The organism is Mesorhizobium sp. IMUNJ 23232 (assembly GCF_044326205.1).
In the GTDB taxonomy this organism is placed as follows: domain Bacteria; phylum Pseudomonadota; class Alphaproteobacteria; order Rhizobiales; family Rhizobiaceae; genus Kumtagia.
Genome location: NZ_JBIRCY010000014.1, coordinates 12344 through 35454, shown reverse-complemented (window position 1 = coordinate 35454; position 23111 = coordinate 12344). Strand labels below are relative to the sequence as shown.

Annotated in this window: 15 protein-coding genes; 8 read left to right on the top strand and 7 right to left on the bottom strand. The window is 60.9% G+C overall.

What is annotated here, in order from left to right:
- Positions 1–207: 207 nt before the first annotated feature.
- Both ACH196_RS12675 and ACH196_RS12670 read right to left on the bottom strand, forming a co-directional pair.
- Entirely contained in the window at positions 208–1995 is a 1788-nt protein-coding gene (locus tag ACH196_RS12675) for a calcium-binding protein (RefSeq protein WP_396647262.1), read from the bottom strand.
- A 115-nt stretch (positions 1996–2110) separates the two neighbouring features.
- Positions 2111–4279 (bottom strand): calcium-binding protein, encoded by a 2169-nt coding sequence (locus ACH196_RS12670; protein WP_396647261.1) that lies wholly within the window; start codon positions 4277–4279, stop codon positions 2111–2113.
- A 322-nt stretch (positions 4280–4601) separates the two neighbouring features.
- Between ACH196_RS12670 and ACH196_RS12665 the strand changes: the two genes are divergently transcribed.
- Together ACH196_RS12665 and ACH196_RS12660 are read left to right on the top strand one after the other, a co-directional pair.
- Entirely contained in the window at positions 4602–5954 is a 1353-nt protein-coding gene (locus ACH196_RS12665) for a hypothetical protein (protein ID WP_396647260.1), read from the top strand.
- Positions 5955–5957: 3 nt separating this feature from the next.
- On the top strand, positions 5958–7166 hold the full coding sequence (locus tag ACH196_RS12660) for a hypothetical protein (RefSeq protein ID WP_396647259.1): 1209 nt from the start codon (positions 5958–5960) through the stop codon (positions 7164–7166).
- A 51-nt stretch (positions 7167–7217) separates the two neighbouring features.
- Here the strand turns inward: ACH196_RS12660 and ACH196_RS12655 are convergent, their stop codons facing one another.
- Together ACH196_RS12655 and ACH196_RS12650 are read right to left on the bottom strand one after the other, a co-directional pair.
- A complete protein-coding gene (locus ACH196_RS12655) occupies positions 7218–7985 on the bottom strand; it encodes a hypothetical protein (protein ID WP_396647258.1) in 768 nt (255 codons plus the stop codon).
- Positions 7986–8032: 47 nt separating this feature from the next.
- A complete protein-coding gene (locus ACH196_RS12650; RefSeq protein ID WP_396647257.1) occupies positions 8033–9571 on the bottom strand; it encodes a hypothetical protein in 1539 nt (512 codons plus the stop codon).
- A gap of 1067 nt (positions 9572–10638) precedes the next feature.
- On the opposite strand from ACH196_RS12650, the gene ACH196_RS12645 reads away from it, so the two are divergent.
- The 6 genes from ACH196_RS12645 to ACH196_RS12620 all read left to right on the top strand — a co-directional run bounded on the left by ACH196_RS12645 (position 10639) and on the right by ACH196_RS12620 (position 16068).
- Complete coding sequence (locus tag ACH196_RS12645) at positions 10639–11604, top strand: inositol monophosphatase family protein (RefSeq protein ID WP_396647256.1); 966 nt, start codon at positions 10639–10641, stop codon at positions 11602–11604.
- The gene (locus ACH196_RS12640; protein ID WP_396647255.1) at positions 11534–12157 is read left to right on the top strand and encodes a cytidylyltransferase domain-containing protein; all 624 of its coding nucleotides are present in this window, start codon (positions 11534–11536) and stop codon (positions 12155–12157) included. Before ACH196_RS12645 ends, ACH196_RS12640 begins: the two co-directional genes overlap by 71 nt.
- Before the next feature lie 154 nt (positions 12158–12311).
- Positions 12312–13646: a hypothetical protein gene (locus ACH196_RS12635; protein ID WP_396647254.1), complete on the top strand. Its 1335-nt coding sequence runs from the start codon at positions 12312–12314 to the stop codon at positions 13644–13646.
- 120 nt (positions 13647–13766) lie between these two features.
- On the top strand, positions 13767–14804 hold the full coding sequence (locus tag ACH196_RS12630; RefSeq protein ID WP_396647253.1) for a Gfo/Idh/MocA family protein: 1038 nt from the start codon (positions 13767–13769) through the stop codon (positions 14802–14804).
- 88 nt (positions 14805–14892) lie between these two features.
- Positions 14893–15456, top strand: a complete 564-nt coding sequence (locus tag ACH196_RS12625) for an SIS domain-containing protein (protein ID WP_396647252.1) — start codon at positions 14893–14895, stop codon at positions 15454–15456.
- A 420-nt stretch (positions 15457–15876) separates the two neighbouring features.
- Complete coding sequence (locus ACH196_RS12620) at positions 15877–16068, top strand: hypothetical protein (RefSeq protein ID WP_396647251.1); 192 nt, start codon at positions 15877–15879, stop codon at positions 16066–16068.
- A 1219-nt stretch (positions 16069–17287) separates the two neighbouring features.
- On the opposite strand, the gene ACH196_RS12615 is transcribed toward ACH196_RS12620, so the two are convergent.
- From ACH196_RS12615 to ACH196_RS12605, 3 genes are read right to left on the bottom strand one after another with little or no spacing between them, the layout of a single operon-like run.
- Positions 17288–18223 (bottom strand): nucleoside hydrolase, encoded by a 936-nt coding sequence (locus ACH196_RS12615; RefSeq protein WP_396647250.1) that lies wholly within the window; start codon positions 18221–18223, stop codon positions 17288–17290.
- An 11-nt stretch (positions 18224–18234) separates the two neighbouring features.
- Entirely contained in the window at positions 18235–21663 is a 3429-nt protein-coding gene (locus tag ACH196_RS12610) for an indolepyruvate ferredoxin oxidoreductase family protein (protein ID WP_396647249.1), read from the bottom strand.
- A complete protein-coding gene (locus ACH196_RS12605) occupies positions 21660–23111 on the bottom strand; it encodes an FAD-binding oxidoreductase (protein WP_396647248.1) in 1452 nt (483 codons plus the stop codon). Before ACH196_RS12605 ends, ACH196_RS12610 begins: the two co-directional genes overlap by 4 nt.

The following is a 23111-nucleotide window of genomic DNA, read 5'->3' as shown; positions in this document are numbered from 1 at the left end:
TTCGCGTCCTGAGTTGCCCTCCCCAGGTATACAAATCATGGCGCACGCGCCCCTGTGCAGTCAACGGCGCCGATCCGAAAAAAGAAACCCAGCCACCTTGCCGCGACCGGGTCGCGGGTGCTGTTGCAGGCATCCGCCTTTGGGCCCGGCGACGGCCAAGATGCTTGCCATCGCGGCCCGTAGTTCATGGGCACCGCAAAACAGGTATCACAGCAGGAACCAGCTTCCATCCGGCAGGTCCGCGCCTTGGAATCGGATTGCCAGTTCGGCATCCCCATCGCCATCAACATTGAATTCGGCCAGGGAGGAGATGCCGTCCTGCGAGAACCGGTATTGGCCCGCCGCCGAGAAGGCGACACCCGCCGCAATCTCCGTCGTAAAGGCCTGGTTGCCCGTCGTGCCGAAATTCGCGTCGATCGCCGAGACGTCGACCCGGTCACCCTCGCCAAAGTCGAAATCTTCGATGCGGTCGATGCCGCCCGAGACGTTGCTGTCGACCAGCGATACGTAGCGGAACGTGTCGCCGCCGCCGCCACCCGTCAGCAGATCCGCCCCGCCGCGACCGGTGATGAGATTGTTGCCGGCGTTGCCGGTCAACGTGTTTGACAAGTTGTTGCCCCAGCCGTTGGCGTCGGCCGAATCGGTGAACAGGAGGTTTTCCAGATTTGCGCCGAGGATGTAGCTGTATCGGATCTCGACCGTATCGGCGCCCTGGTCGAGAAGCTCTACGACGACGTCCCCGTGCCGGTCGACGACATAGGTGTCATCACCGCTGCCTCCTTTCATCTGATCCGCCCCGCGCCCGCCGTCCAGCCGCTCGTTCCGGCGACCGCCATCCAGTATGTCGGCTCCATCACCGCCATAGAGTTCGTTGTAACTCCCGGCGGGAGCCAGGTTGCTGACCGAGATTGTGTCGTCGCCAGCCCCGCCGTAGAGTCTGGCCCCTGTTCCGAGACCGACGATGTAATCGTTCCCGGCTTCGCCATAAGCTTCGCCACCGCCCGACATCGCGAGGTGGTCGTTCCCATCGCCGCCGTAGAGCCGGTCGAATTCCGACGCACCAGACGGCTGGCTCTCGCGCAAGCTATAGAGCTTGTCGTTGCCGTCCATTCCATAAAGCATGTCGTTGCCGAGCCCGCCGACGAGCAGGTCGTCGAGCGCGCGGCCGCGAAGCTCGTCGTTGCCCGATCCACCCGTCACCTCGAAACGCTCGAAACTCGAAAACCGCGCGCTGTTCGAGAGGACGGATTGCCCAGCGAGCGGATTGAAGACGAGCGGCCCCGTCTCGCCCCACACCACCTCCAGCGTATCCGTGCCGATGCCCCCGGACAGAAAGTCGGCTCCGGCGGAGTGGGAGATCCTGTCGTCGCCCTCGTATCCCCGCAGGTCGTCGGCATGGGCGGTGTCGAGCACGTTGTCCTGCCGATCCGTCCCGACATATGTGAAACCGGAGGTGAGCTGCCGCGCATCGATATCGTGTACCGGCGCCGTGTCGCTCAGCGCCGCCATATCCAGCTTCCCGCCGGCGCCGAAAAGCGTGAGCCAGAGGTGATCGGTATCGAATGTGCTTGCCACCCCGCCGCGGATCGTCTGGAACTGGGTAAGCTGCGCCAGGGAAATCTCGGTCTGCCACCGCGTTTCGAGGACTTCGAACCCGGTGACCGTCGCGTATTTCAGCGTGAAGGCGATGTCGCGTTTATGGTCGTAGGGATCGCCGCCGAGAGACGCATAGACACCGAGGCTGAGTGTATCCATGCCGGCGCCGCCGTCGATGGTGCCGTCATAGGGTACCCAGGGCGTGACGATGATAACGCCCAGGCTGGTGTCCACTTCGGTGTCGCGGTCGATGCTGACGATATCATCGCCGCCGAGCATCTTGATTTCCTTGGTGTTGTCGGCGCCACCGCCCAACGAATTGGCGATGCCGGTGACAGTGTCGGCGTCTTGCGTTCCGGTCAGCGGCCCATCGTGATAGGTGATATCGTAGCTTGGCATTGTTTGCTCTCCTCGGGCGACGCCGGGCTCCAACACAGCCGTCGCCTGTTGACAGATTAGCCTCGACGCTGCGGCAAGTCGGACGAACGCCGCGGCAATTCCGCCGGCCAGCTACCTACAGCAGAAACCAGCCAGCCTGTGGCGCTGCCGCGCCCAGGAAGCGAATGGCGAATTCGGCGTCGGCATCGGCGTCCACGTTGAATTCCGCGAGGAAGCCGCCGCTGATGGCCGAGAAGCGGTACTGGCCGGCGGCGGAAAACGTGGCACCGGCCCCGATCTCCGCATTGAACGCCTGGTCGCCGCCCGCACGCGCGTTCGCGTCGATCGCCGAAATGTCGACGACGTCCCCTTGCGACAGGCCGAAATCGTCGATCCGGTCGATGCTGGACACCGAACTGTCCGACAGCGCGAGATAGCGAAAAATGTCGGCGCCGAGATTGCCTTTCAGCGCGTCCGCGCCGCCATTGCCGACAAGGATGTTGTCGCCGGCATTCCCGGTAAGGCGATTGGCGCCCGTATTTCCGGTGGCCGTACGGTCCGCCGATCCGAGCAGCGTCAGATGCTCGACGGCAGCGCCGAGGGAATAGTCGATCGACGAAAGCACCGTGTCGGAGCCCTGCACGCCGCCTTCGACGACCTGGTCGCCGGCAAGGTTGACGACATAGATGTCGTTGCCGAGGCCGCCCTTCATGATGTCGGCGCCGCCGAGGCCGTTCAGCCGGTTGCCGCCATCGTTGCCGGTCAACGTGTTCGACAATTCGTTGCCCCAGCCGTTGGCGTCGGCCGTGCCGGTGAGCAAAAGGTTTTCGAGGTTGGCGCCGAGGATGTAGCTGTAGCGAATTTCGACCGTGTCGGTCCCTTGGTTCACGAGTTCGATGATGACGTCCCCATGCTGATCAACGACATAGGTGTCGTCGTCGCGGCTTCCCCGCATCTCATCCGCGCCGCGTCCGCCATCCAGCCTCTGTATCCCGCGCCCACTGGCATTCATGAAGTCGTCGCCGTCGTCTCCATAGAGTTCGGTCTCGTCAGAGGGCGACGAATCGACATAAAATCGGTCGTTCCCGGCACCACCGTGGAGCATCGAACCATTGCCTCTGGCGACGAGCTGGTCGTCGCCAGCGTCGCCGAACAGGTGATCTCCGCCGTTGGTCGAAAGCGAGTCATAGCCGACTCCGCCGTAAAGGACATTGCGTCCATCCTGGCCGTAAAGCGTGTCATTGCCGGCTTCGCCGTGGAGGACATTGTCTCCGTTCCTGCCATAAAGCGTATCTCGCCCGGTACCGCCGTATCCGAGGCTATCGCCGTTGGCATAAAGATTGTCGTCGCCGTCGCCGCCATGAAGTTCGTCGCGACCAGTCAGGCCGACTTCATTGGAGGTAACTCCGCCAAACAGCTCGTCATTGCCGCCCAGACCGTAGAGGATGTCGTCGCCGATACCACCGCGCAGAATGTCATCGTTGGCGGCTCCGGTTATTTCATCCGCCAGCTTCCCGCCGCTTACGACATATTGTTCGAAGCCTACAAACTGGGTTCCGTTCGGAAGCACGCCCTGAACGCCGACAGGCTTGAACAGAAGCGACGCCGGTTCGGCCCAGTCGATGTGGAGAGTATCGACGCCCTCGCCGCCGGAAAGATAGTCGACACCGGCCGACCAGTATATCCCGTCATCGCCGAGGCCGCCCTTGATGTGATCGTCGAATGCGGAGTCGTAGACCACATCGCTGCGGGCCGAGCCCTCAAGCCGCAATCCCGATGTCAAGCTGCGCGCATCTATTCCCGTCTCGCTGGCCTTGTCGCTTCTGGCGCTCAAATCAAGACTGCCTCCGGCGCCGAACAGTACCAGATCCAGAACGTCCGAGCCTTGGCCGCGCACGAACCCGAATCCATTCAGTTGGGCGATGGAAACGATGGTACGGTCCCACGCCTCGAGTATTTCGAAGCCGGAAACGGTCGCTTGCTCGAAGGTGAACGGGGCCTCCGGTACGGGATATTGCGGGTAGGGGTTGTGCACGCTGACGACCAGGATGTCCGAACCGGCCCCGCCTTCCAGAGAGCCTGAGAACGGCGCCGCCATGCCGTCGTAGCCATAGTCCATGTATACGTTACCGTCCTCATCAACGTATTCTATCTCGTACACAAGGGCCTCGCGGGTTATCGTGACGGTATCGCTTCCGCTGCCCGTATCGATCTGATCGGTGCCTCCGGTTGATCCCGTCACGATGTCGTCATCGGGCGTCCCGACGATAATGTCGTCTTTGCCGTCGATCGTGTAAGCAGGCATTGGCGTCACGCTCCTCGGCGTAGATGCATCAAATCGACGCAGTCCATTTGCATATAAAATGAGCAGACAACCTACAAAATGAGCAGTTGCGCAAACATTGCGCTTACCGGACTTGGCGATATTTCGATCTTACTTGGGATTCTACCCAAAAGTGGTATCTTACACTTTACGACATGTCAAACGACGGGTCGCACTACTGCCCGACGACACCACGAGCCTCCTGCGCGCACGCCAACGTCACAGTTGGCATATTCGGCATCGCCCTCATGGGGTCGGATACGATCACGGGAACGGGCCTATCCGACGTGCCACCGGGGGTTTGATGGAAACGACTGCCCGGATGAAAGAACCGGTCGGACGCATTGTCTGGCGGCAGCGACACGCTGCGCAACGCAGAGACCGCGACGCTCTATCTTCTTCACCACGCTTGGCCCGGCAAGCAGCCGTTCGACCGTCGAACCCGCCGGCGATGGAGGCAGGGGTTGCCCGCGCCTTGACATGGGCGGCGAGAAGCGTGAGCCTTTGCCTCGACAAGCGCTGTCGGATGCTGCGCACGGAGTCCGACACAGCTAATTGGTTTATTCTGGAGCAGGCTATGCGGTGGGCGTTCAGCAGCACAGGTGGCGCCTACAGGGGATTTTTTCTCCACGACGACAGAGATCAAACAGCCACGCTGCGGGTGGTGTTTTCAGAATCGGATTCCGTGGACGTCCGCTGCGATCGTCATAACTCGACAGTCAGGGATTCCGGTCTGCACAGCACTGGCAATTGTGGATTCACCTTCCCGAAAAGCCTTATGGAGAGAATCACGCAAGCGGACGGCTGTGAAATCTACGAGGTAAATAGTGGCATACTGCTGCATCGGCAGCATGCCGAGATGAAGTACATTCAATCCAAGGCATTTGTGTATCAGTCGCCGATCGACATTCTGCATCCTTATCTTGAGGCGCTTGTCGAGCAGCACGTCCTTCCGTACAATCAGCTTGAAGGACAATCCCGGGAAACAATAATAAATATACTCAACACTAGCAATGCCAACTCGATTGCAATTACTGGGGAGATCGATTGGGAACGGTACGAAACTTTCATAAGACGCTCAGAATTTGTCCCGATCATTTTCCTAGTTCGTCCGGAGAGGTTTCTTGCACGGCATATCGTGCGGATATTGGAATATTTTGAATTATCCCAGGATGACATTCAGAAAGAGCAGCACGAAAATTTATACACTATTGGCGAGCAGTTGTCTGACATAGATTTCGAAGACGAAGATACTTTAGCGACGTGGGAAACCTATCTGTCTCCCGCAACCCTTCAGTATCTCAGAAACCCGATGATCCACCACATTACCGCCGCGCCCTTGGGACGCTCCATTACGCCTGTCGATTTCTCGACGGCGCTTTCGATCGTTGGACGCTTTGATCTTATCGGCACCGAAGATACCGAGGAACTTTTTTTGGCTTCGGTTGCGGATGCGCTCGACGTCTCTCTCGATGCCGGCGAGGATTTCCCTCGCACGGGCGATATCGATGACCCGCTCGTCGAAGCGATAATGGCGACGGAGGGGGTCCGCAAGCTTACCCGGATCGATCGAAAATTCTACGATATCTGCACCATGGGCCTGACGGATCCTCGTCCCGACGTGCCCGCGGTCCTGAATTCCCTGATGGCGTATTAGAGATTGCATCTATCGGAAAAAATTGGCCGTGCGGGCGTCCATGTTCTTTCTGTCTGCCTTCTGACCGTGTTCCATACGCTGCTTGGCGCAAATGTATCTTTGGCCGACGACGCGCGGGTCGGCGTGCCGAGGAAGCCGCTTTGTTCGCCCGAAAAGCTCGACGAACTGCGCAGCCCGGCCACGGCGGACCAATGGCAAGTCATTGTCGATTGCAGCGTAAGTCTGTCCGCCGGAGATGTGATCGAGAAGGAAGTGTACCTGGAGGGCGAAGAGGCCAGTCAGGTCGAGTTCAAATGCAACAACGCGACACTCGGCAATGTTGGCAGGGCAAGCCGTGCCCGCGGTACGCACCGCTTGGTCATCCGGACGCGCCATGACGACAAGGACGGGACGTGGCGCCCTCCCCGGGACATCCTCGTTTCCGGTTGCCGTATTGAAGGCACGATGCGGATCGAGGGCATGGCGGGGGAGCCGGCGCGCCTGTCGTCACTTCAAAGCGGGCACACCGAGCGCGCGCAGTCGGCGGCACCCCGGAATATTCTCGTCAGCAACACCCGCTTCGTGGGAAGCGCGAAGCTTTTCAAGCTGATTGTCGGCGTCGGCGTGACCGACGTGACAATCAGCGACGCAATCTTCGAGGGCGATGCGGTCGGAGTGTCCGTTTATTTGAGCGACGAAGCTGCGCGGATTCAAATCCGCGGCAGCCGCTTCCTCGCCATTGCGAAGCGCCGGGAGCAGGTCGCAATCGACGGAGCCGCCCAAGTGACCATCGAAAACAATGTCTTCACCAATGTGGAGATGGGCGGCGTCTTCATATACCGCAACTGCGGAGAGCGGGGCCGTGTTCGCGTTCAAGCCCCTATGCACAATGTCATCCGGAACAACATTTTCGCCAACAGCGGATCTCGAATGCCGAAAAGGCCGACGATCTGGATAGGGTCACGCAATTTGAAACGCTCGGAACGGCACGAGCAATGCATTCTCGACGACGGGTTCAATCTGGGCAGCAGTCTCGCAACCGGTACGGCGGCACAGTCTGAGCGCGACGAGGCTCGCGAAAATCAGGTTCTGGACAATCGGTTTGTCGGGTTGGATCCCGCTGCGATGGTGCGCGATGACGACCTGGAAAACATTGTGCTCGGAAATTCACGGGCGCCGGACGGAACGGAATTGGCCTATCCGCGTCCGGATCGTTTGTCGGGCGATCGTTGAAGACTCTGACGTCGAACCGGATCGACCATCCGCCCGCTGCAACCTGTCGGTTCAGGACCGCAATCCCGCCATCTCCCGATCGTTCGAGTTGACCGGCTCGCCTTGAGCATCGCCGACGAGGCGCTTCGCGCGTTCATGGACGGCGGGATGACGGAGCAGGGCCGCCAGCGGATCCGGCCCTCCCTCGGACTCGCGAGAAAAAGTATCTGCCGCGGCTTCGGTCGAGAGCAATCGGCTCATCAGGTCGGGATCTGACGAAAGCATTTCAAGGAACTCGCCTTGCGCCTTCAAGGCGTTGGACTTGCAGGTCCTGAGCAGGAATTGATGTACCGCATCCGGCTTGGAAACCATGAACTCGATGACAGCTTCGAAGACCCGCGGCTCTCTCAGCAAGGATGCGATCGGAGCGATTTGTCTGTCCTCGCCTAGTTGAGACAAAGTGTCAAAGAAACTGTCGCTGGAGACGATCCGTCGCGTCGCAGCCTTGCTTGTTGCAAGACGGTCGAGAAATTCCGCCTGGCCTCCGATTCGATGGTGGATCTCGGGGTGCGTCAGAACCTTACGCAACGCCTCCGAATTCGTCGCAATGAATTTTACAATGAACTCGAAAGAATCCGGCGCCTTCAACAGCTTTCGAATGAAAGCCGTGTTCTTCCCCAGGTTGGCTACAATCGAATTTCTGGTCATCAGCTCATCAAGATACCGCTCATCCCTGGAGATAACACGAATCACCGAAAGCAAAATCCGCTTCTGTCGCAGTATTGCGCGAGACAACCAATCGATGACTTTGTTCGGCAGGATTGACATGATCTGTTCCAAGCTTCACTTTCGCCGCATCCCGGCAGGGTACGTTTTTCGGATTGTTTTCAGACTAATTCTTCGAAGTTTGCACGGGAGATACTTTCCAGATTACCCCCGGGGGTTGCATTGACAATTCGCTTTCCCTGAGCCGCAAGCGTGACAGCCAGATTTCGGAACGCGGCGTTTGCGACGGCAGGCCCGATCCCGCCCGTGCGAAAACTGTCGAGCCGCTCCCTATCTCTGATGCCGCCGCCGTAGAAATGCGTGGTTGCGCCACCGAAGTTCAGGTCGACACCGATCAGAACGATCTCATCATATCCCAGAACCGCCGCCACCTGCGCGGCGATGACGACAACCGTCTCGCCTCGATGAAAAACCCAGGGGGCGAATGATTGGGGGCCGCGCGAGAAGCGGTGGGAAGACGTTCCGAATGGTACAACGTTGGCTGGGAGCGATGCCGGCCGGCTCCAGACACACCCACCATGGAGGAAAAGACGCTCCACAGGCGCGGCATCGATCGAAATCTTGTGCGTTCCATAGACGTGGTGATCCGAGACCACCAGAAATCGGGGAGGAGGAAGTCCCTGGGCAATCGCCTCGTGCCCGCGATTGACACAGATGATATCGGTTCCGCGGATCCGGTCGAGCGGCAGGAGGTTGAGCGACGGTCCGCTTCCCACGATGAAGCAACGCCGGCCTTGCGCGCTGCCGATCAGGTGCGACCAGTCCCCTGCACGGAGCCTCTCGATCCAGTCGCGTCCGTGTTGGGCGACAAGCGGGCGACCGTTCCTTTCCGCAAGATCCACGAAGCGCTGCGTCATGGCGACCGACATCGGGAAACGGGACGCCAATGCCCGCATCTCGGTAAAAGGAACCGGTACGAACCTGCCAGTAAGCCGGTTTTCTATATGAACGCGCGCCAGTTCTTCCGCCGTTTCGACCTCGCCGCTTTCAAGCAGTGAATCGACCAGCAGCGAGACATGTTGCCACGATTTTGCGTCCAGCGACTTCGACCGTGCCACCGCCGAAGCGTAGCTCGTGAGGCTCGATGCATGCCCCGAATTGCCCGACAGTGCCCACGTTTCCAGAAGATGGAAGCGAGGAATTCGGGCAAGCTGCAAAGGATCGTCACAGACAGAGATCTCAATCAGCCGCTGACCAAATCGCGAGAGAAAAAGAATAGCGAGGCGCTTCTGAACCCGGATGCTTTCGAAGCGGCTGACAAGCGTCATGAGGCTGCCGACAGAGCCTTTTGGGAGCAAAGCCGCCGGGTCCGGATGATTGCCATAGAATTCCGCCATCCAGCCAAAAGGCGAAACTCCGTTCATTCGCTCGGGCGGATGGCGAACGGCTTCCAGGAGAAGCAGGTGGAAAGCATCGAAATCGGCGCGCCGGATATACACCTCACTCAGGATTCGAAGATGCAGCGTCGATCGTCTCCCGACTTCGACGGTCGAGACCAGCTCTTCGGCTTCATCGAACCTCCCGAGGGCAACCAGGCATTCGCCCTCCTGGAGAATATTTCTACTTACGGCTCTTCTTGACCACCACAGAATCGAGTTGAGGCGGCGGCGCCGGAAAAGCGCCCGCAGCATCAGGTTCAATCGCGCCCGGCTGTTCCTCAGAGGCGGCAAATTCCTGATAGCCTGGCCCGGATTCAGGTCGTGCCACGTCGAGGGCCTTACTGTGACTGCGCTGCTGCTGCCCAGCGAGGGTATTGCCATGCCCTCAAGGCGCGCACGGGGTTTCCGGTATAGTCTGTTCGATATCATCCGCTCAGCACGCTGAAGAGCCCGGTTGGTTGGTCGAGGCGCTGATCTTATGCATACGAGGGCCGCGGCAAGCTCTCCAGCCGCCACAAAGACCTTTGCTTCCGCAAGCGTGGCGGCAACCGTTCGTCCATTTGTCGCTCTCACTTCGTCACATAGAGACCACGCTTCGATTACCCGACCGAAACGAGCCAAAAGCCTGGCGACGGCCAATCGCCAAATACTTCCCAGATGCAACCTATCCGCGATATCCAGTGCGCCGGCAGCCGCAAGGCGATCCAGAAAAACGGCCGACAGAGTGGCCGTTCGCAGTCTCGCGGCCGTGGCGGTTGCAGTAAACTGCCGAAGGCCGCTCTCAAGTATAAGTCGAGTAACTCCACCAACATTCCTGCTTACGAATGTTGCCTTCCCACTCGACATTGCTACCCTGAAAATACTCATTATCTCCTTGTCTTAATTGATCTTGGATCGGATGAAATTGCATTCTGAGTTGATCGCCGCGCGGCATGGTCACCAATAGCAAGAATGCGTCACTTCTCCATTTTCTGGATGGCTCGTCAAGGCTCCTGGGTCTGCGCCATAAGCGTCCCAGTCCTGTGCCCTGCCCCTGAACCGTACATTCGGCGCCATCCCATCCGCCCGTTTTGATGTGCGATCTCTTTTTAGGCAGCAAATGCACACAAAGTGACCGATCGTCCAAACACCCACGCTCCTCCCAGCCGCAAAACGCGAGGACCGTCGGCGAAATCGGTTTGGCACGCATATTGCACTGCAACAATCGGCGAAGGGAGAGCTTCGCTAGGACGAACCGCGGGCGAAGCCTCTAGTAGGTGTGCGAGTGTGTGTGGTGATGGCACCGGCGTGTTGATGGTGTGCGGGGAATTTTGATGAGGCGTAGTCCGATGGCATCCTCGGCATCGACAAGTCTGAAAGGCCTGAGAGAGGAGTTGCGCAACAATGTCTCGCGCGAAGTATTGCTACTGGCGCGCACCGCACCCGCAAAGGTAACGTCCAAGGATGGCCTCATTGGCCACGATTTCGTTACCGATATCGATCTTTCCATCCAGACCTATCTGAAGACGGCGCTGACGTCCCTGCTGCCTTCCGCGCGGTTCGTTGGCGAAGAAGAGTTCGCGGATATTGCCGACCCGAGCAATGGTCTGATGTGGATCGCCGACCCTCTGGACGGCACGGTAAATTTTGTATCGGGGCTGCCTTTCTGCGCCTGCTCCATTGCGCTGTTGGCAGATGGTGTTCCGCTTCTGGCGATGGTTGTCGACCTCACGATGGCTACCGTGTGGGACGCGGAAGCAGGTCGTGGAGCCGCCCGGGATGGCGTCGCGATTACGTTCGATCCTCGCCGCGCCCAGAGTGCCCTGATCTCGGTATCGAGCGGAACCGTTTTGCTGGACGCCCAGACCCCTGGGCTTGGGCTGCTTGCTCGCCTTCGCCGCGCCAGTCCGCGTTTGCGGATCCTGGGGAGCCAGGCGCTGCAGCTCTGTTACGCGGCGGAGGGTCGTTTGCGCCTCGTCATAAACCGCGAGGCCAAGCTTTGGGACGACGCCGCCGGCTGGCTGATCTGCCGGGAAGCCGGTGCGGCCTACACGCTCGCGACACGCGAAAGTCTGTTCCCGTTGAAGGCGGGCGGCGATGCCGCGCAAGGAAATAACATATTCAGTATCGCTGGGGAGCCGAGGATGGTTGCTGAAGTAGCGTCACATATCCAACAATTCTCAGGAACAGCGCCACATGACAAAAGTTATCGCGATGATCCCAGCCCGATTGGGATCTCAACGATTGAAACAAAAGAACCTCCTCGAGATCGACGGAACGCCGATGTTCGTCCGCGCGATGCGGAAAGTGTCTAGCCTGCCGTGCTTTGATGAGGTCTGGACAAATTCGGAAAGCGAGGTGTTTGGCGACCTCGCGAGGCGGGAGGGCGTGCCCTTTCACAAGCGGCCGGAACATCTCGGTGACAACAATTCGACCAGCGAGCAGTTTGTATACGAGTTTCTGACGAGTCACCCCTGCGACTATCTTGTTCAGGTGCACTCGATCGCACCACTGTTGACCAGAGCGGAGATCGAGCATTTCGTCGATACATTGCTGGAGCATCGCTTCGACACGCTTCTATCCGGGGTAAACGAGCAAATTCAGTGCATGATCCGCGACGAGCCGCTCAACTTTTCCTTTGCCTCGATGAATGCAACGCAGGAGTTGGAGCCCCTTCAGCGGATCTCGTGGACCATGACCGGATGGAAGGCGCGTAGTTACATGGATGCATACGAAGCTGGAGAATGCGCAACATTTCATGGCCGGGTCGGCTTCTTTCCGCTGGCCCGATCGTCCGGAATGGTCGTCAAAACCGAGGAGGACTACAAGATCGTCAAGGCCCTGGCCGAAGCCGGCTTCGGTGCTTGACAGGGCCAGGCAAAATGACCCCGATCGCGCCTGCACGACCTGCCGACACGATGGAACGCAACCGTTCCGGATCGATTTGCGCCCCATGGCCGTGTGAATTCCTTGGCGTGTGTCGCGGAAATCCTGGCGCCCTCAAATACCTGGAGGCCGGCTCGTGAACATTTTGCTGTCAGCCCATTTCGATCAATTAAAGAATCCCGAGCGCATCGCCTTTCTCGAGAAAGTGCATGCGAACCTGCCGCCTGGCGTCAAGCTCATTGCCTTCAACCTTTCGGGTCAGGCTACCGCGAGTTTCCAGGTCATCATGGGTTACGACGAAAAGCCCAAACCCTTCACCAATGCCCGCGACCGTCTGCGTCTTCGCCTCCTCAGCCTGCTCGGCAACCGCGCCGGGGCCTTGTACGAACACGCAATATCCGAGCTCGCAGCTCTGGGAGGCAACGCGGATCGCCACATAATGGGCTTTCTGCGCCGGGTCGAACGGTTTGTAGAGGCTGTCGAAAAGTACCGCCCCGGATATTGTTACCTCTGGAACCAGTTCAATGCGTTCCACAACGTGGCGGAAGCCTACCTGCGCGACAGGGGCATCAACGTAGGCTTCTTTCACGACGGCGTTCTGCCCGGATCCATAGCGCTCGACTTCGACGGGGAAATGGGCGGAAGCTGGGTGTCGATCCGCCACGACGAACTCAATGAGATTCCGATCACCGACGCCCAGTTGGCTGCCGCCAGCGACTTCCTTCGCATGGTTACCGACAAGAGCCTCAGCCGGCATAAGCAGGTCGAAAAGATACTGGTAGCCGAAGCAATAGAGGCCGCCGGCCTCGGCGGTAAGAAAATGATCTTCTATGCCGGTCAGAACGACTGGCACGCCGGAATTCAGCCCGATGGAGAACGCCGGTTGATCCACTCTCCCTTGTACGCCAGTTCGTTGGAACCGCTGTATGATCTGGACCGGCTCGCGCAACTGAACGATTGGGTCGTTGTTTTCAAGCCGCATCCGCTCGACCGGGATAAATATTCGTTTCTTCGCGCCGACGAATTCAGCAACACTCTAATTCTTGCATCGACCGATACGAACGTCTGCATAGACCGATGCGATGTCTTCATGACGATTGCATCTCAGACTTGCTATACGGCGGCATTGCGGGGAAAGCCGGTCATTATGCTTGGCAAGAACCAGATCGTCGGCAAGGGCATCACCTATGATGTCGAAAACCGCGAGGTGCTTCAGGAAAAAATTCTGATCGCGCTGCAGGATCCACTTGGATCAAGTCGATCTGCCCAATTGGCTCGACACGCCGCCCAGCTCGAGAGAGCCTATCTGTTCGACTTCGGGTTCCTGGAGAACAAATTCTATACCCGCGGCCCAAGGGAATTTGCCCAACTCATTGCCTACGCCATGGGACGACACCCTCAGCAGACCATCCAGGACACGCTGCGGGTGTCGCGGGGCGAAGTGCTGTCAACCAAGTCTGTCGCGGCCTGACCGGATTGGCGAGATCGTTCAAGGCCATGACAAACAGTCGCAAGCGGCAAGAAAACAGAAAAGACGGGGAAACGTACGTGAGCAGGGAAACTACAGCTTATTCTTTCGAGAGGACTGGACATGTCTTTCATACGCGTAGGAATAATCGGCTTCGGCAAGATGGGCAGAATCCGGGCGCAGGCCGCCGAAGCAATCCCTGACGTAAAGGTTGTCAAGGTCTTCGACCAATACGGCGTTGGCGAGACCAAGTATAAGGTCGCTCCAAGCGCAGAGGACATAATCGCCGATCCCGAGATCGACGCCGTCTTCATATGTACGCCGAATTATCTGAACCAGCCGCTGACGATCAGCGCGCTGAAGACTGGCAAGCATGTCTTCTGCGAAAAGCCGCCGGCGCTGAATGCCGCCGAAGTTGTCGAAATTCAGAAAGTCGAGAGCCACGCCGGCCGCATCCTGATGTACGGATTCAATCACCGCCAGCACCTTGCGGTGATAAAACTCAAGTCCCTGATCGACTCGGGAGAATTCGGGGAAGTGCTGTGGATGCGCGGCCGCTATGGAAAGGGTGTCGATGCCGACTACCTCAAGGGATGGCGTGCAAAAAAGGAACTGGCCGGTGGTGGCATCCTTATCGACCAGGGCATCCACATGCTGGATCTGTTTCTTCACGTCGCCGGAAGACCGTTTGACGAGGTGCATGCGTTCGTTTCCAGTCTCTACTGGAAGATGGAAGGCATCGAGGACAACGTGTTCGCAACGATGCGATGCAGGGATACGGGCCTTACTGCTTCCCTGCACTCGACCATGACGCAATGGCGCCATCTGTTCTCGTTCGAGATCTTCCTCAAGCGCGGATACATCGTTCTGAACGGCATCAAGACCGGCTCCGGCTCCTATGGCGAGGAAGAGCTGGTGGTCGCCCGAAACCATTCGGTCGCCCCGGCCGCGAAGTGGGACAATGAGCAACGGTTTCGCTACAATATCGACCCTTCCTGGTCGTTCGAGGCGAACCATTTCTTCGAGGCGATCCGAACCGGCCAGCGCGTTCGATACGGTACCTCGGAAAATGCACTCGCCGTGATGGATCTCATCGACCGCATCTATGCCCATGACCGGCATGAGGCGCCCGTTCTCTACGAGACCGTTGAATCCGTGTAGGCCTTCCGTCTCGATCCGTGAGGCGAACCGATTGGCAGGCCCACCTGTGGCCGCCGGATGAATCCTGTTTTCAATGTTGGAGCTGATCATGATGATGAACACCTGGCTGGATGACTACTTCAAGCTATATACTTCCGCCGCATTCCAGCCGTCGATTTACGCGCCGCTCATCGAGTTCCGCGATCTGGCGCTGGAAACGCGGGAGCGGGGGAAGAAGCTGATATTCGCCGGCAACGGGGCGAGTGCGTCGATCGCGTCGCATGGGCGGGTCGATTTCTCAAAGCAAGGCAAGGTACGGGCTCTCGACTTCAATGAAGCCAACCTGATCACCGCACTTTCAAACGACTATGGATACGCGGACGTCTTTGCGCGCGCCGCGGAGATGTTCGCCGACGATGGGGACGTCTTGGTTCTTATCTCGGTAAGCGGGACATCGCCGAATTGCGTCAAGGCGGCCGAATATGCCAAGTCCCGGGGATTGACGGTCGTCACCTTTACCGGAAAGTCGTTCGACAATCCCCTGAAGGCCTTGGGCGACATCAATTTCTGGATAGATAGTTCCGCCTACAACGTGGTCGAATGCGTCCACATGATATGGATGTGTACTGTCGTGGACATGGTAGTAGGCAAGGCAGAATATTCGGTAACCTGACTGTTTCGCAAACCGCCAGGAAAATGCAATAAATCTTTCTGTGGAAGCGGCTTTCAAAGTCACTTTCACAGAAAGTATATCCGATATACGAGACATATACTAAACATTTTTCTCGATTATTTTTTTGATAAGCGTATTATTTTCAGAGTCACGTCCAACATCTGCCCTATTTTGTGGATATTGCCACCACAGAAGGATAAGATTTTATGTCCTCCTCCGCCGGTGAGGCGGCCCGCCCTGCTGTCACTTGGCAGTTGATCAGGGCGTGTCGCCCTAATCGGGTTCATTTCTGTTTCTCGTTTGGCGCGGCCGCCGCTATGTGCCCGCCCACGACGCTCCACGTATCATGTCGCTGGGTTTCGACTCGCCGTTTCGCCCGCTGCCTCCGTCGCCCGGCGATCTGGTAGCGCGGCGCGGCTGATGGTGCGGCTGGAGGCGCTCAGCCGCGCACTCGACGATCTGCCCAGCCTGGCAAAACGCTTCGCCTGCTGGAAGGCGCGCAATGACGCGGCACTTGCGCGGGACAGGCAAGCCCGCACCACCGCGATGGCGCAAGGCAAGCATGGCGCCCAGCGCGATCCCGTTCCGACGCGTCTCGCCGCTGCGGCTTAGGCGTCCGCCCGGCGGCCGGCTACCCGCTACGATCCGGACGCTCCGCGTCGGCGCAATATCCGCGACGTCGACGAAATTCTGGCGCACGGCCATGCGCTGGCCGTGTACGCGCTGGAAATGCCTGACACGTCATGACGCACGGCTGGCCCGGACGCGATAACCGAAGGATCAATGGCCAGCGCGGATTTTCCGCGGCGCGGCGGCGATAGGTGCTGTCCGGGAGTGCCGCTACGCATCCGTTGGCGAAGCCGGCCAGACCTGCTTGGACCTGCTTGATGGCACGCGGCTGGCGGCGTTGCGTCATATGAGTTGAGAATCTGTTTCGCTGCTCGCAAAACGTCATGCTGGTTGTCGCGCGCGTATCGTCGCTTCCAACCTCTGTCATGCTGGATCCCAAAATGCCCAATTTTAGCGCGCGAAGCTTTCAGCGGAGATTCAGCCTCCGAAGGGTTGCAGACACACTTCACAGACAGGAGCCGCCTTCGCGTCGTTTGAGGTACCGGCGCACGTAACCGTCTGCTTCCCCGGCTCGGGCCATGATTGGCCGCAATGTGGACATGCCGGAACGCTGAAGTTCTGTTGCCGTCCCACCAGTTTCGATCCGGTCTCGCGCCAAGCGCGTTCCGGGTCGCTTTCGAGCGCTTGAATCTCGTTGTGGGATTCCGTGACCTGGCTGTCTGCCTTGCGCAGCAACTCCGAATTTTTCATAATATGCTCCTCCCCTGGAGGTAACCAGAGTAACACCCACGTGCTGAGACGTCCATTCGGTGTCCTTGCTCAGGCATGCGGAACGGGCAGTCTCCATTCTCGGTGCCGCTGCGCATGGATGGAATGTGAATTTGCGTCAAGGCCCTCGACCACGCCGTTGGCGAGCGCTGTGTCGCCCTCCCCAAGTAGCAGTACATGATCGCCGCGAATACACTCTTTCACTGGTGGCCCCGAACCAAGCATTAGCCAGCAATCAGGAAGTGATCAGGCGGAGATGGTATGAATTCCGCCAAGCGGATGGCCGGCCCGATGGCTTATGAAACTTTGCAACGGAACCTTCGCGACGGCCGCTTCGGTGAATGTCGGACTTCTCATCGACACGTCTCGCACGCATCTTTTTGGCATCGATGGTGTCGCCTTATGACCGGCCGGAAATCCCGGCCGCCAGGCAGGCTGAAACCACCCCGCCCGAATGCAAACTGCTCCAGGCAAAGCCGGCTGGAATCCGCCTTCAGAGGAGGGCAAGCCGCTCGGTCAGCAGGGAAAAGAACCCGTCGGCGTCGACGTGGCGGAGGAAGGTCGCGTTCTTCGGCCGCTGCGTCACGCCCCACCAGTCGACCACCGTTTCGCCGAGCGTCAGTTCGGACGAGGTCTCGATCTCGATGTTGCAGAGGCGGCCGGAATAGAGTTCCGGCTTGAGAAGGTAGGCAATGACGTTCGGATCGTGGAGCGGGCCGCCCTCGATGCCGTATTTCGCCTCGTCGAAGCGCTTGAAGAATTCGAGCCAGCCTACAGCGACCTCGGCCGGACGGGTTCCCAGCGCGCGTATTGCCGCGACTCGCTTGCGGGTCGTCAGTGTCTGATGGGTGACATCGAGCGGCAGCACGGTTGTCTTCATGCCTGCCGTGAAGGCGATCTCCGCGGCATCCGGATCGACATGGATGTTGAATTCAGCGGAAGGCGTGATGTTGCCGCCCTCGAAATAGCCGCCGCCCATCAGCACGATCTCCTGTATGCGCGACGCGATGTCGGGCGCCCGCGACAGGGCCGTGCCGATGTTGGTGAGCGGCCCCAGTGCGCACAGCGTGACGGTGCCGGGCTCCTCCCGGCGCAGCGTCTCGACGATGAAGTCGACGCCGTCGCCCTCCTGCAGCGGCATGACCGGCTCGGGCAGGTCGTAGCCGTCGAGGCCCGTCGCCCCGTGAACGTGTTCGGCGGTGACCAGCTTGCGCATCATCGGCCTGGAGCATCCGGCGAAGACCTTCACGTCCGGCCTTCCAGCCACTTCGCAGATCTTGCGGATGTTCACCTGCGTCAGGCTGAGCGGTGTGTTGCCGGCGACAGCGACGATACCGAGGATATCCAGCTCGGGACTGGCCAGCGCCAGCAGGATGGCGAGCGCGTCGTCCTGGCCGGGATCGGTGTCGATAATGATCTTGCGTGTCATGGACTATCCGGTCAGGCCGCCGTCTTGAAGGTGTGTCCGGTGTCGGCAAGCTTCTGCGCGAGCTGCGTCCGGCGGGTCTGGTAGCGCTCGATGCTGGCCGCCTTGACGTGGCCGAAGCCACGGATCATGTCGGGCAGGCCGGCGAGTTCGGTCGCGATCTTCCGGGTCGCCGGCGAAAGTCCGGTACAGAGCTGTTCGACTTGGCTGAAATAGTCGGCGACCAATTGTCGTTCGGTACGCCGCTCTTGCGTCTGGCCGAAGGGATCGAAGCGCGTACCCCGCAGCGCCTTGCCGTGTTTTAGGAGAGAGAAGAAGGGCCGTATCCAGGGACCGAAGCTGATCTTCCCCGGATGGCCGGTGCGCGGATCGGTGCGGGCGATTCCCAGCGGGGCGAGCAGGTGGCGGACCGTGAACCTGCCCTCGAACTGCTCGGCCAGCCTCTTCTCGAACGACCGGTCGGTGTGGAGCCGCGCCACCTCGTATTCGTCCTTGTAGGCCATCAGCTTGAAGGCGTTCTTCGCCACGGCCATGGAGAAAGCCTCGCCGGAAGCGCCTTCGGCCGCGCGGGCTTTCGCAACGAGATCGCGGTAGCGGGCGGCGTAGGCGGCATCCTGGTAGGCGCTCAGGAATTCGGCGCGCCGCTCCACCAGCGCGTCGAGCGTCTCAATGAGCGGCGCGCCTGGCGCCAGCCCGCCGGCGGCGCTGACGGCCTGTGGCTCGACCACCGAACGCCGGCCCCAGGCGAAGGCGGCACGGTTCATCGACAGGCCGGCGCCGTTGAGTTCCATCGCGCGATCGATGGAGGCGAGCGAGATTGGAACCAGGCCGCGCTGCCATGCCGCGCCGAGCAGGAACATGTTCGCGGCGATGGCATCGCCCATAAGCGCGGTTCCAAGCCGGGTCGCGGCGACCATGTGGACGGCGTCGTCGCCGGCGGCGTTCCGCAACGACTTCAGCGTCGCCTCCTGGCGGAAGTCGATCGCCGTATTCTGCACGAAGGAGGCGGTCGGGGCGAAATGATCGTCGAGGACTGCGCGGGTACGCCCCCTGGCGAAGGTTTTTAGCGCTTTCGGCGAGGCGGACACGACGACATCGAAGCCGAGCACGAGGTCGGCTTCGCCGGGGCCGATCCGTGCCGCGTCGAGCGCCTGCGGCCGGCTGGCCACGCGCACATGGCTGACCACCGCGCCGTTCTTCTGGGCAAGGCCGGTTTGATCGAGCGTCAGGATCGACAGGCCGTCGAGATGCGCGGCCATTGAGAGGATAGCGCTGACAGTGATGACTCCGGTGCCGCCGATGCCTGCGAGCAGCATGTTGTAGGCCCCGTCCACCCGTGGCAGCGCGGGCTCGGGCAAGGTCGCCGGGTCGAACCGGCCCGCCGCCGCCTGTGGCTTGCGCAGGCGGCCGCCTTCGACGGTGACGAAGCTCGGGCAAAAACCCTTGAGGCAGGAGAGGTCGGTGTTGCAGCTCGACTGGTTGATGCGGCGCTTGCGACCGAACTCGGTCTCGGCGGGTTCGACCGAGATGCAGTTCGAGACGGCCGAACAGTCGCCGCAGCCCTCGCAGACGAGCTCATTGATGAAGGCGCGCCTCTGTGAGACCGGATGGGCGCCGCGCTTGCGGCGGCGGCGCTTCTCGGCGGCGCAGACCTGGTCGTAGACGATGGCCGTGACGCCGGGTACCTCTCGCAGCGCGCGTTGCACGGCATCGAGCTCGTCGCGCGGATGGATGGCGACGCCGCGCGGCAGGACGCCCTGCAAGCGCTCCGGCTGCTCGGCGACGACGACGACGCGGCTGGCGCCTTCGGCGAGCAGTTGCGCGACGATCGACGGCACGGTGTTATCGCCGTCATGGCGCTGCCCGCCGGTCATGGCGACCGCGTCGTTGTAGAGGATCTTGTAGGTGGCGTTTACCTTGGCGGCGATCGCCGCGCGGATGGCGAGCAGGCCGGAGTGGAAATAGGTGCCGTCGCCCATGTTGACGAAGATATGCTTCTCGTCGGTGAAGGGCGACAGCCCGATCCAGGCGCCGCCCTCGCCGCCCATCTGAGTGAAGGTCGAGGTGTTGCGGTCCTCGACGCCGATCACCATCATGTGGCAGCCGATGCCCGTCGTGGCGCGGCTGCCTTCCGGCAGGCGGGTCGACACGGAGTGCGGGCAGCCGGAGCAGAAATAGGCGTCCCGCTTCAGCGCCGCCGCCTCGGAAGGCGCTGCACGGGCGATCTCTTCCAGCCGGGCGACATGGCGGGCGATCGAGGCGTCTGCCGGCAGCCGCTTCGCCAGCGCCAGCGCAACCGAAATCGTGTCGATCTCGCCATGCGACGGCAATAGCGGGCGGCCCGTCTGGTCGGCCTTGCCGACCACGCGCGGCCGGCGTCCGTCGGGCAGATTGAACAGCAGGGACTTGATCTGGTCCTCCAGAATCGGGCGCATCTCCTCAACCACGAAGACCTCTTCGAGGTCGCGGGCGAAGGCGATCAGGCCCGACGGCTCGATCGGCCAGGACAGCCCGACCTTGTAGAGGGCGATCCCCAGCTCGCCGGCCCGTGCCTCGTCGATGCCGAGCGCGCCAAGCGCGCCCTGAAGGTCGAGCCACGACTTGCCGGTGGACACGATGCCGATGCGCGGCTTGCTGTCGCGATACCAGGCACGGTCGATCCGGTTGGCGGCCGCGAAGGCGTGCACGGCATCCATCTTGCGCTGCAGCCGCAGTTCCATCGCATGCGGCCCGTCGGGCCAGCGCATCGACAGGCCGTCGCCGGGCAGGTCGAACTCCGGTGTCGCGATCGCCAGCGCGTCGGGATTGACATCGACGGTCGCCGAGCACTCGACGATCTCGGTCTGCGCCTTGAAACCGACCCAGGCGCCGGAATAGCGGCTCATCGCCCAGCCGAGCAGGCCGTAGTCGATGTATTCGCTAAGCCCGCCCGGCGAAAGCATGGGCACCATTGCCGAGATGAGGTTGTGCTCGCTCTGGTGCGGCAGAGTCGACGACACCGCGCCATGATCGTCGCCGGCCAGCAGGAGCACGCCGCCATGCCTGCCCGTGCCGACGGCGTTGGCATGTTTGATGACGTCCATGCTGCGGTCGACGCCGGGACCCTTGCCGTACCACATGGAAAAGATGCCGTCGTAGCGTGCGCCGGGAAACATGCCGTTCTGCTGTGTGCCCCAGACGGCGGTCGCCGCCATGTCCTCGTTCAGGCCGGGATGGAAGACGATGTGATTGGCTTCCAGATGCCTGCGCGCCACGCCCATCTCGCGGTCGAAGGATGCGAGCGGCGAACCGCGATAGCCGGAAACGTAGCCCGCGGTGTTCAGGCCAGCGGCAAGGTCGCGCTGGCGCTGCATCATCGGCAGGCGCACCAGCGCCTGCGTTCCGGAAACGAGGATGCGGCCGCGGGTGACGGTGTAGCGGGCATCGAGCGCGTTCGCGTTCATGCGGCGGCTCCTTGCGTTGAAGTTGCCGGCAGTGGATCGAAGATGCGGCCGGGATTGAGGATATTTTGGGGGTCGAATGCGCGCTTCAGCCGGCGCATAGCGGCGATCTCCGCATCGCTGCGGCTGAAGTGCAGATACGGTTTCTTGTCGATACCGATCCCGTGTTCGGCCGAGATCGAGCCGCCGAACTCCCGCACGCAGCGGTATACCGCCTCGACGACGCTTTCCCTGCGGTCCGTCTCGACGATGTAGTGAAGATTGCCGTCACCCAGATGGCCAAAGACGGGGAAACGCGCTGCCGGATCGAGCGCCCGTACGACGCGCGCAGCCTCCATGACGAAGCTTTCGATCTTCGCCGGCGGAACGGCGACATCGCATCCGATGATGCGTTCCAGCGTGAAGATGTAGCTGGAGCAGGCCTCGCGCAACTCCCACAATGCGCGGAACTCGCGCGGCGATTGCGACACGGTCACGTCGCCGACCATGCCGTCCCCATGCGCGGCCATGAGCGCCGCCGCGAAACCCTCTGTATCCTGTCCCGGGTGAATGGCATGCAGTTCGGCGAGCACGTAGAAGGCCGCCGGCGCCACGGGACGCGGCGCGCCGGTCAGCGCGAGCGCGCCTTCGAGCGCATCGGGAAAGATGAGTTCGCAGGCCGACAGCAGCGGCCCGAGCGCGGCGCGCAGGCGGGCGAGCAGCGCAATCGCCGCCGCAAGCGAGGGGACGGCGCAGAAGGCAGCGGCTTCGGCTGCCGGCTTCGGATGCAGTTTCAGGCAGGCGCGCGTGACCACGCCGAGCGTGCCCTCGCTGCCGATGAAAAGTTGATTGAGGTCAAGGCCGGAATTGTCCTTTGCCAGGCCTTTCAGCGAGGTGAGGATCGTCCCGTCGGCGAGCACCGCCTCAAGGCCGAGCACCTGGGCGCGGAACATGCCGTAGCGCAGGACACGGATGCCGCCGGCATTGCTGGCGACATTGCCGCCGATGGTGGCGCTGCCGCGCGATCCGATGTCGACACCGAACAACATGCCGGCGCGATCGGCCGCCTCCTGCACGGATTGCAGCGGAACGCCGGCTTCGGCGACGATGGCGCCGCCCATAGAGTCCACGGCCGACAGGCCGGTCATGCGCTCCAGCGATAGCACGGCCTCGCCCGCACAGGCGCGCTCGCTGCCATGAAAGCCGGTGCGTCCGCCCTGGATGGCGACGGGTTGGCCGACGGCGTCGCAGGCGGCAAGGCATAACGATACCTCGGCGGCGTTGCGCGGCCGCATGACGAAGGCCGGCATGGCAGCGGGAAAGTCGCTGAGCGTCTCGCGGAAACGCGCGTCGATCCCGTCTCCGGCCAGCAAGCAGTCACCGGGCAGTTGCCGCATGAGACGTTCCAGCGCCGGCGCGACCGAAACCGATGCGTCGCTGGCGACGAAACGCGGAGCAATGTCGAACGTCAT

Coding starts and splice junctions, on each gene's coding strand:
- ACH196_RS12675 (WP_396647262.1), bottom strand. CDS start 1,995: ATGCCAAGCTACGATATCACCTATCACGATGGGCCGCTGACCGGAACG.
- ACH196_RS12670 (WP_396647261.1), bottom strand. CDS start 4,279: ATGCCTGCTTACACGATCGACGGCAAAGACGACATTATCGTCGGGACG.
- ACH196_RS12665 (WP_396647260.1), top strand. CDS start 4,602: ATGGAAACGACTGCCCGGATGAAAGAACCGGTCGGACGCATTGTCTGG.
- ACH196_RS12645 (WP_396647256.1), top strand. CDS start 10,639: ATGGCATCCTCGGCATCGACAAGTCTGAAAGGCCTGAGAGAGGAGTTG.
- ACH196_RS12630 (WP_396647253.1), top strand. CDS start 13,767: ATGTCTTTCATACGCGTAGGAATAATCGGCTTCGGCAAGATGGGCAGA.
- ACH196_RS12625 (WP_396647252.1), top strand. CDS start 14,893: ATGATGATGAACACCTGGCTGGATGACTACTTCAAGCTATATACTTCC.
- ACH196_RS12620 (WP_396647251.1), top strand. CDS start 15,877: ATGGTGCGGCTGGAGGCGCTCAGCCGCGCACTCGACGATCTGCCCAGC.
- ACH196_RS12615 (WP_396647250.1), bottom strand. CDS start 18,223: ATGACACGCAAGATCATTATCGACACCGATCCCGGCCAGGACGACGCG.
- ACH196_RS12610 (WP_396647249.1), bottom strand. CDS start 21,663: ATGAACGCGAACGCGCTCGATGCCCGCTACACCGTCACCCGCGGCCGC.
- ACH196_RS12605 (WP_396647248.1), bottom strand. CDS start 23,111: ATGACGTTCGACATTGCTCCGCGTTTCGTCGCCAGCGACGCATCGGTT.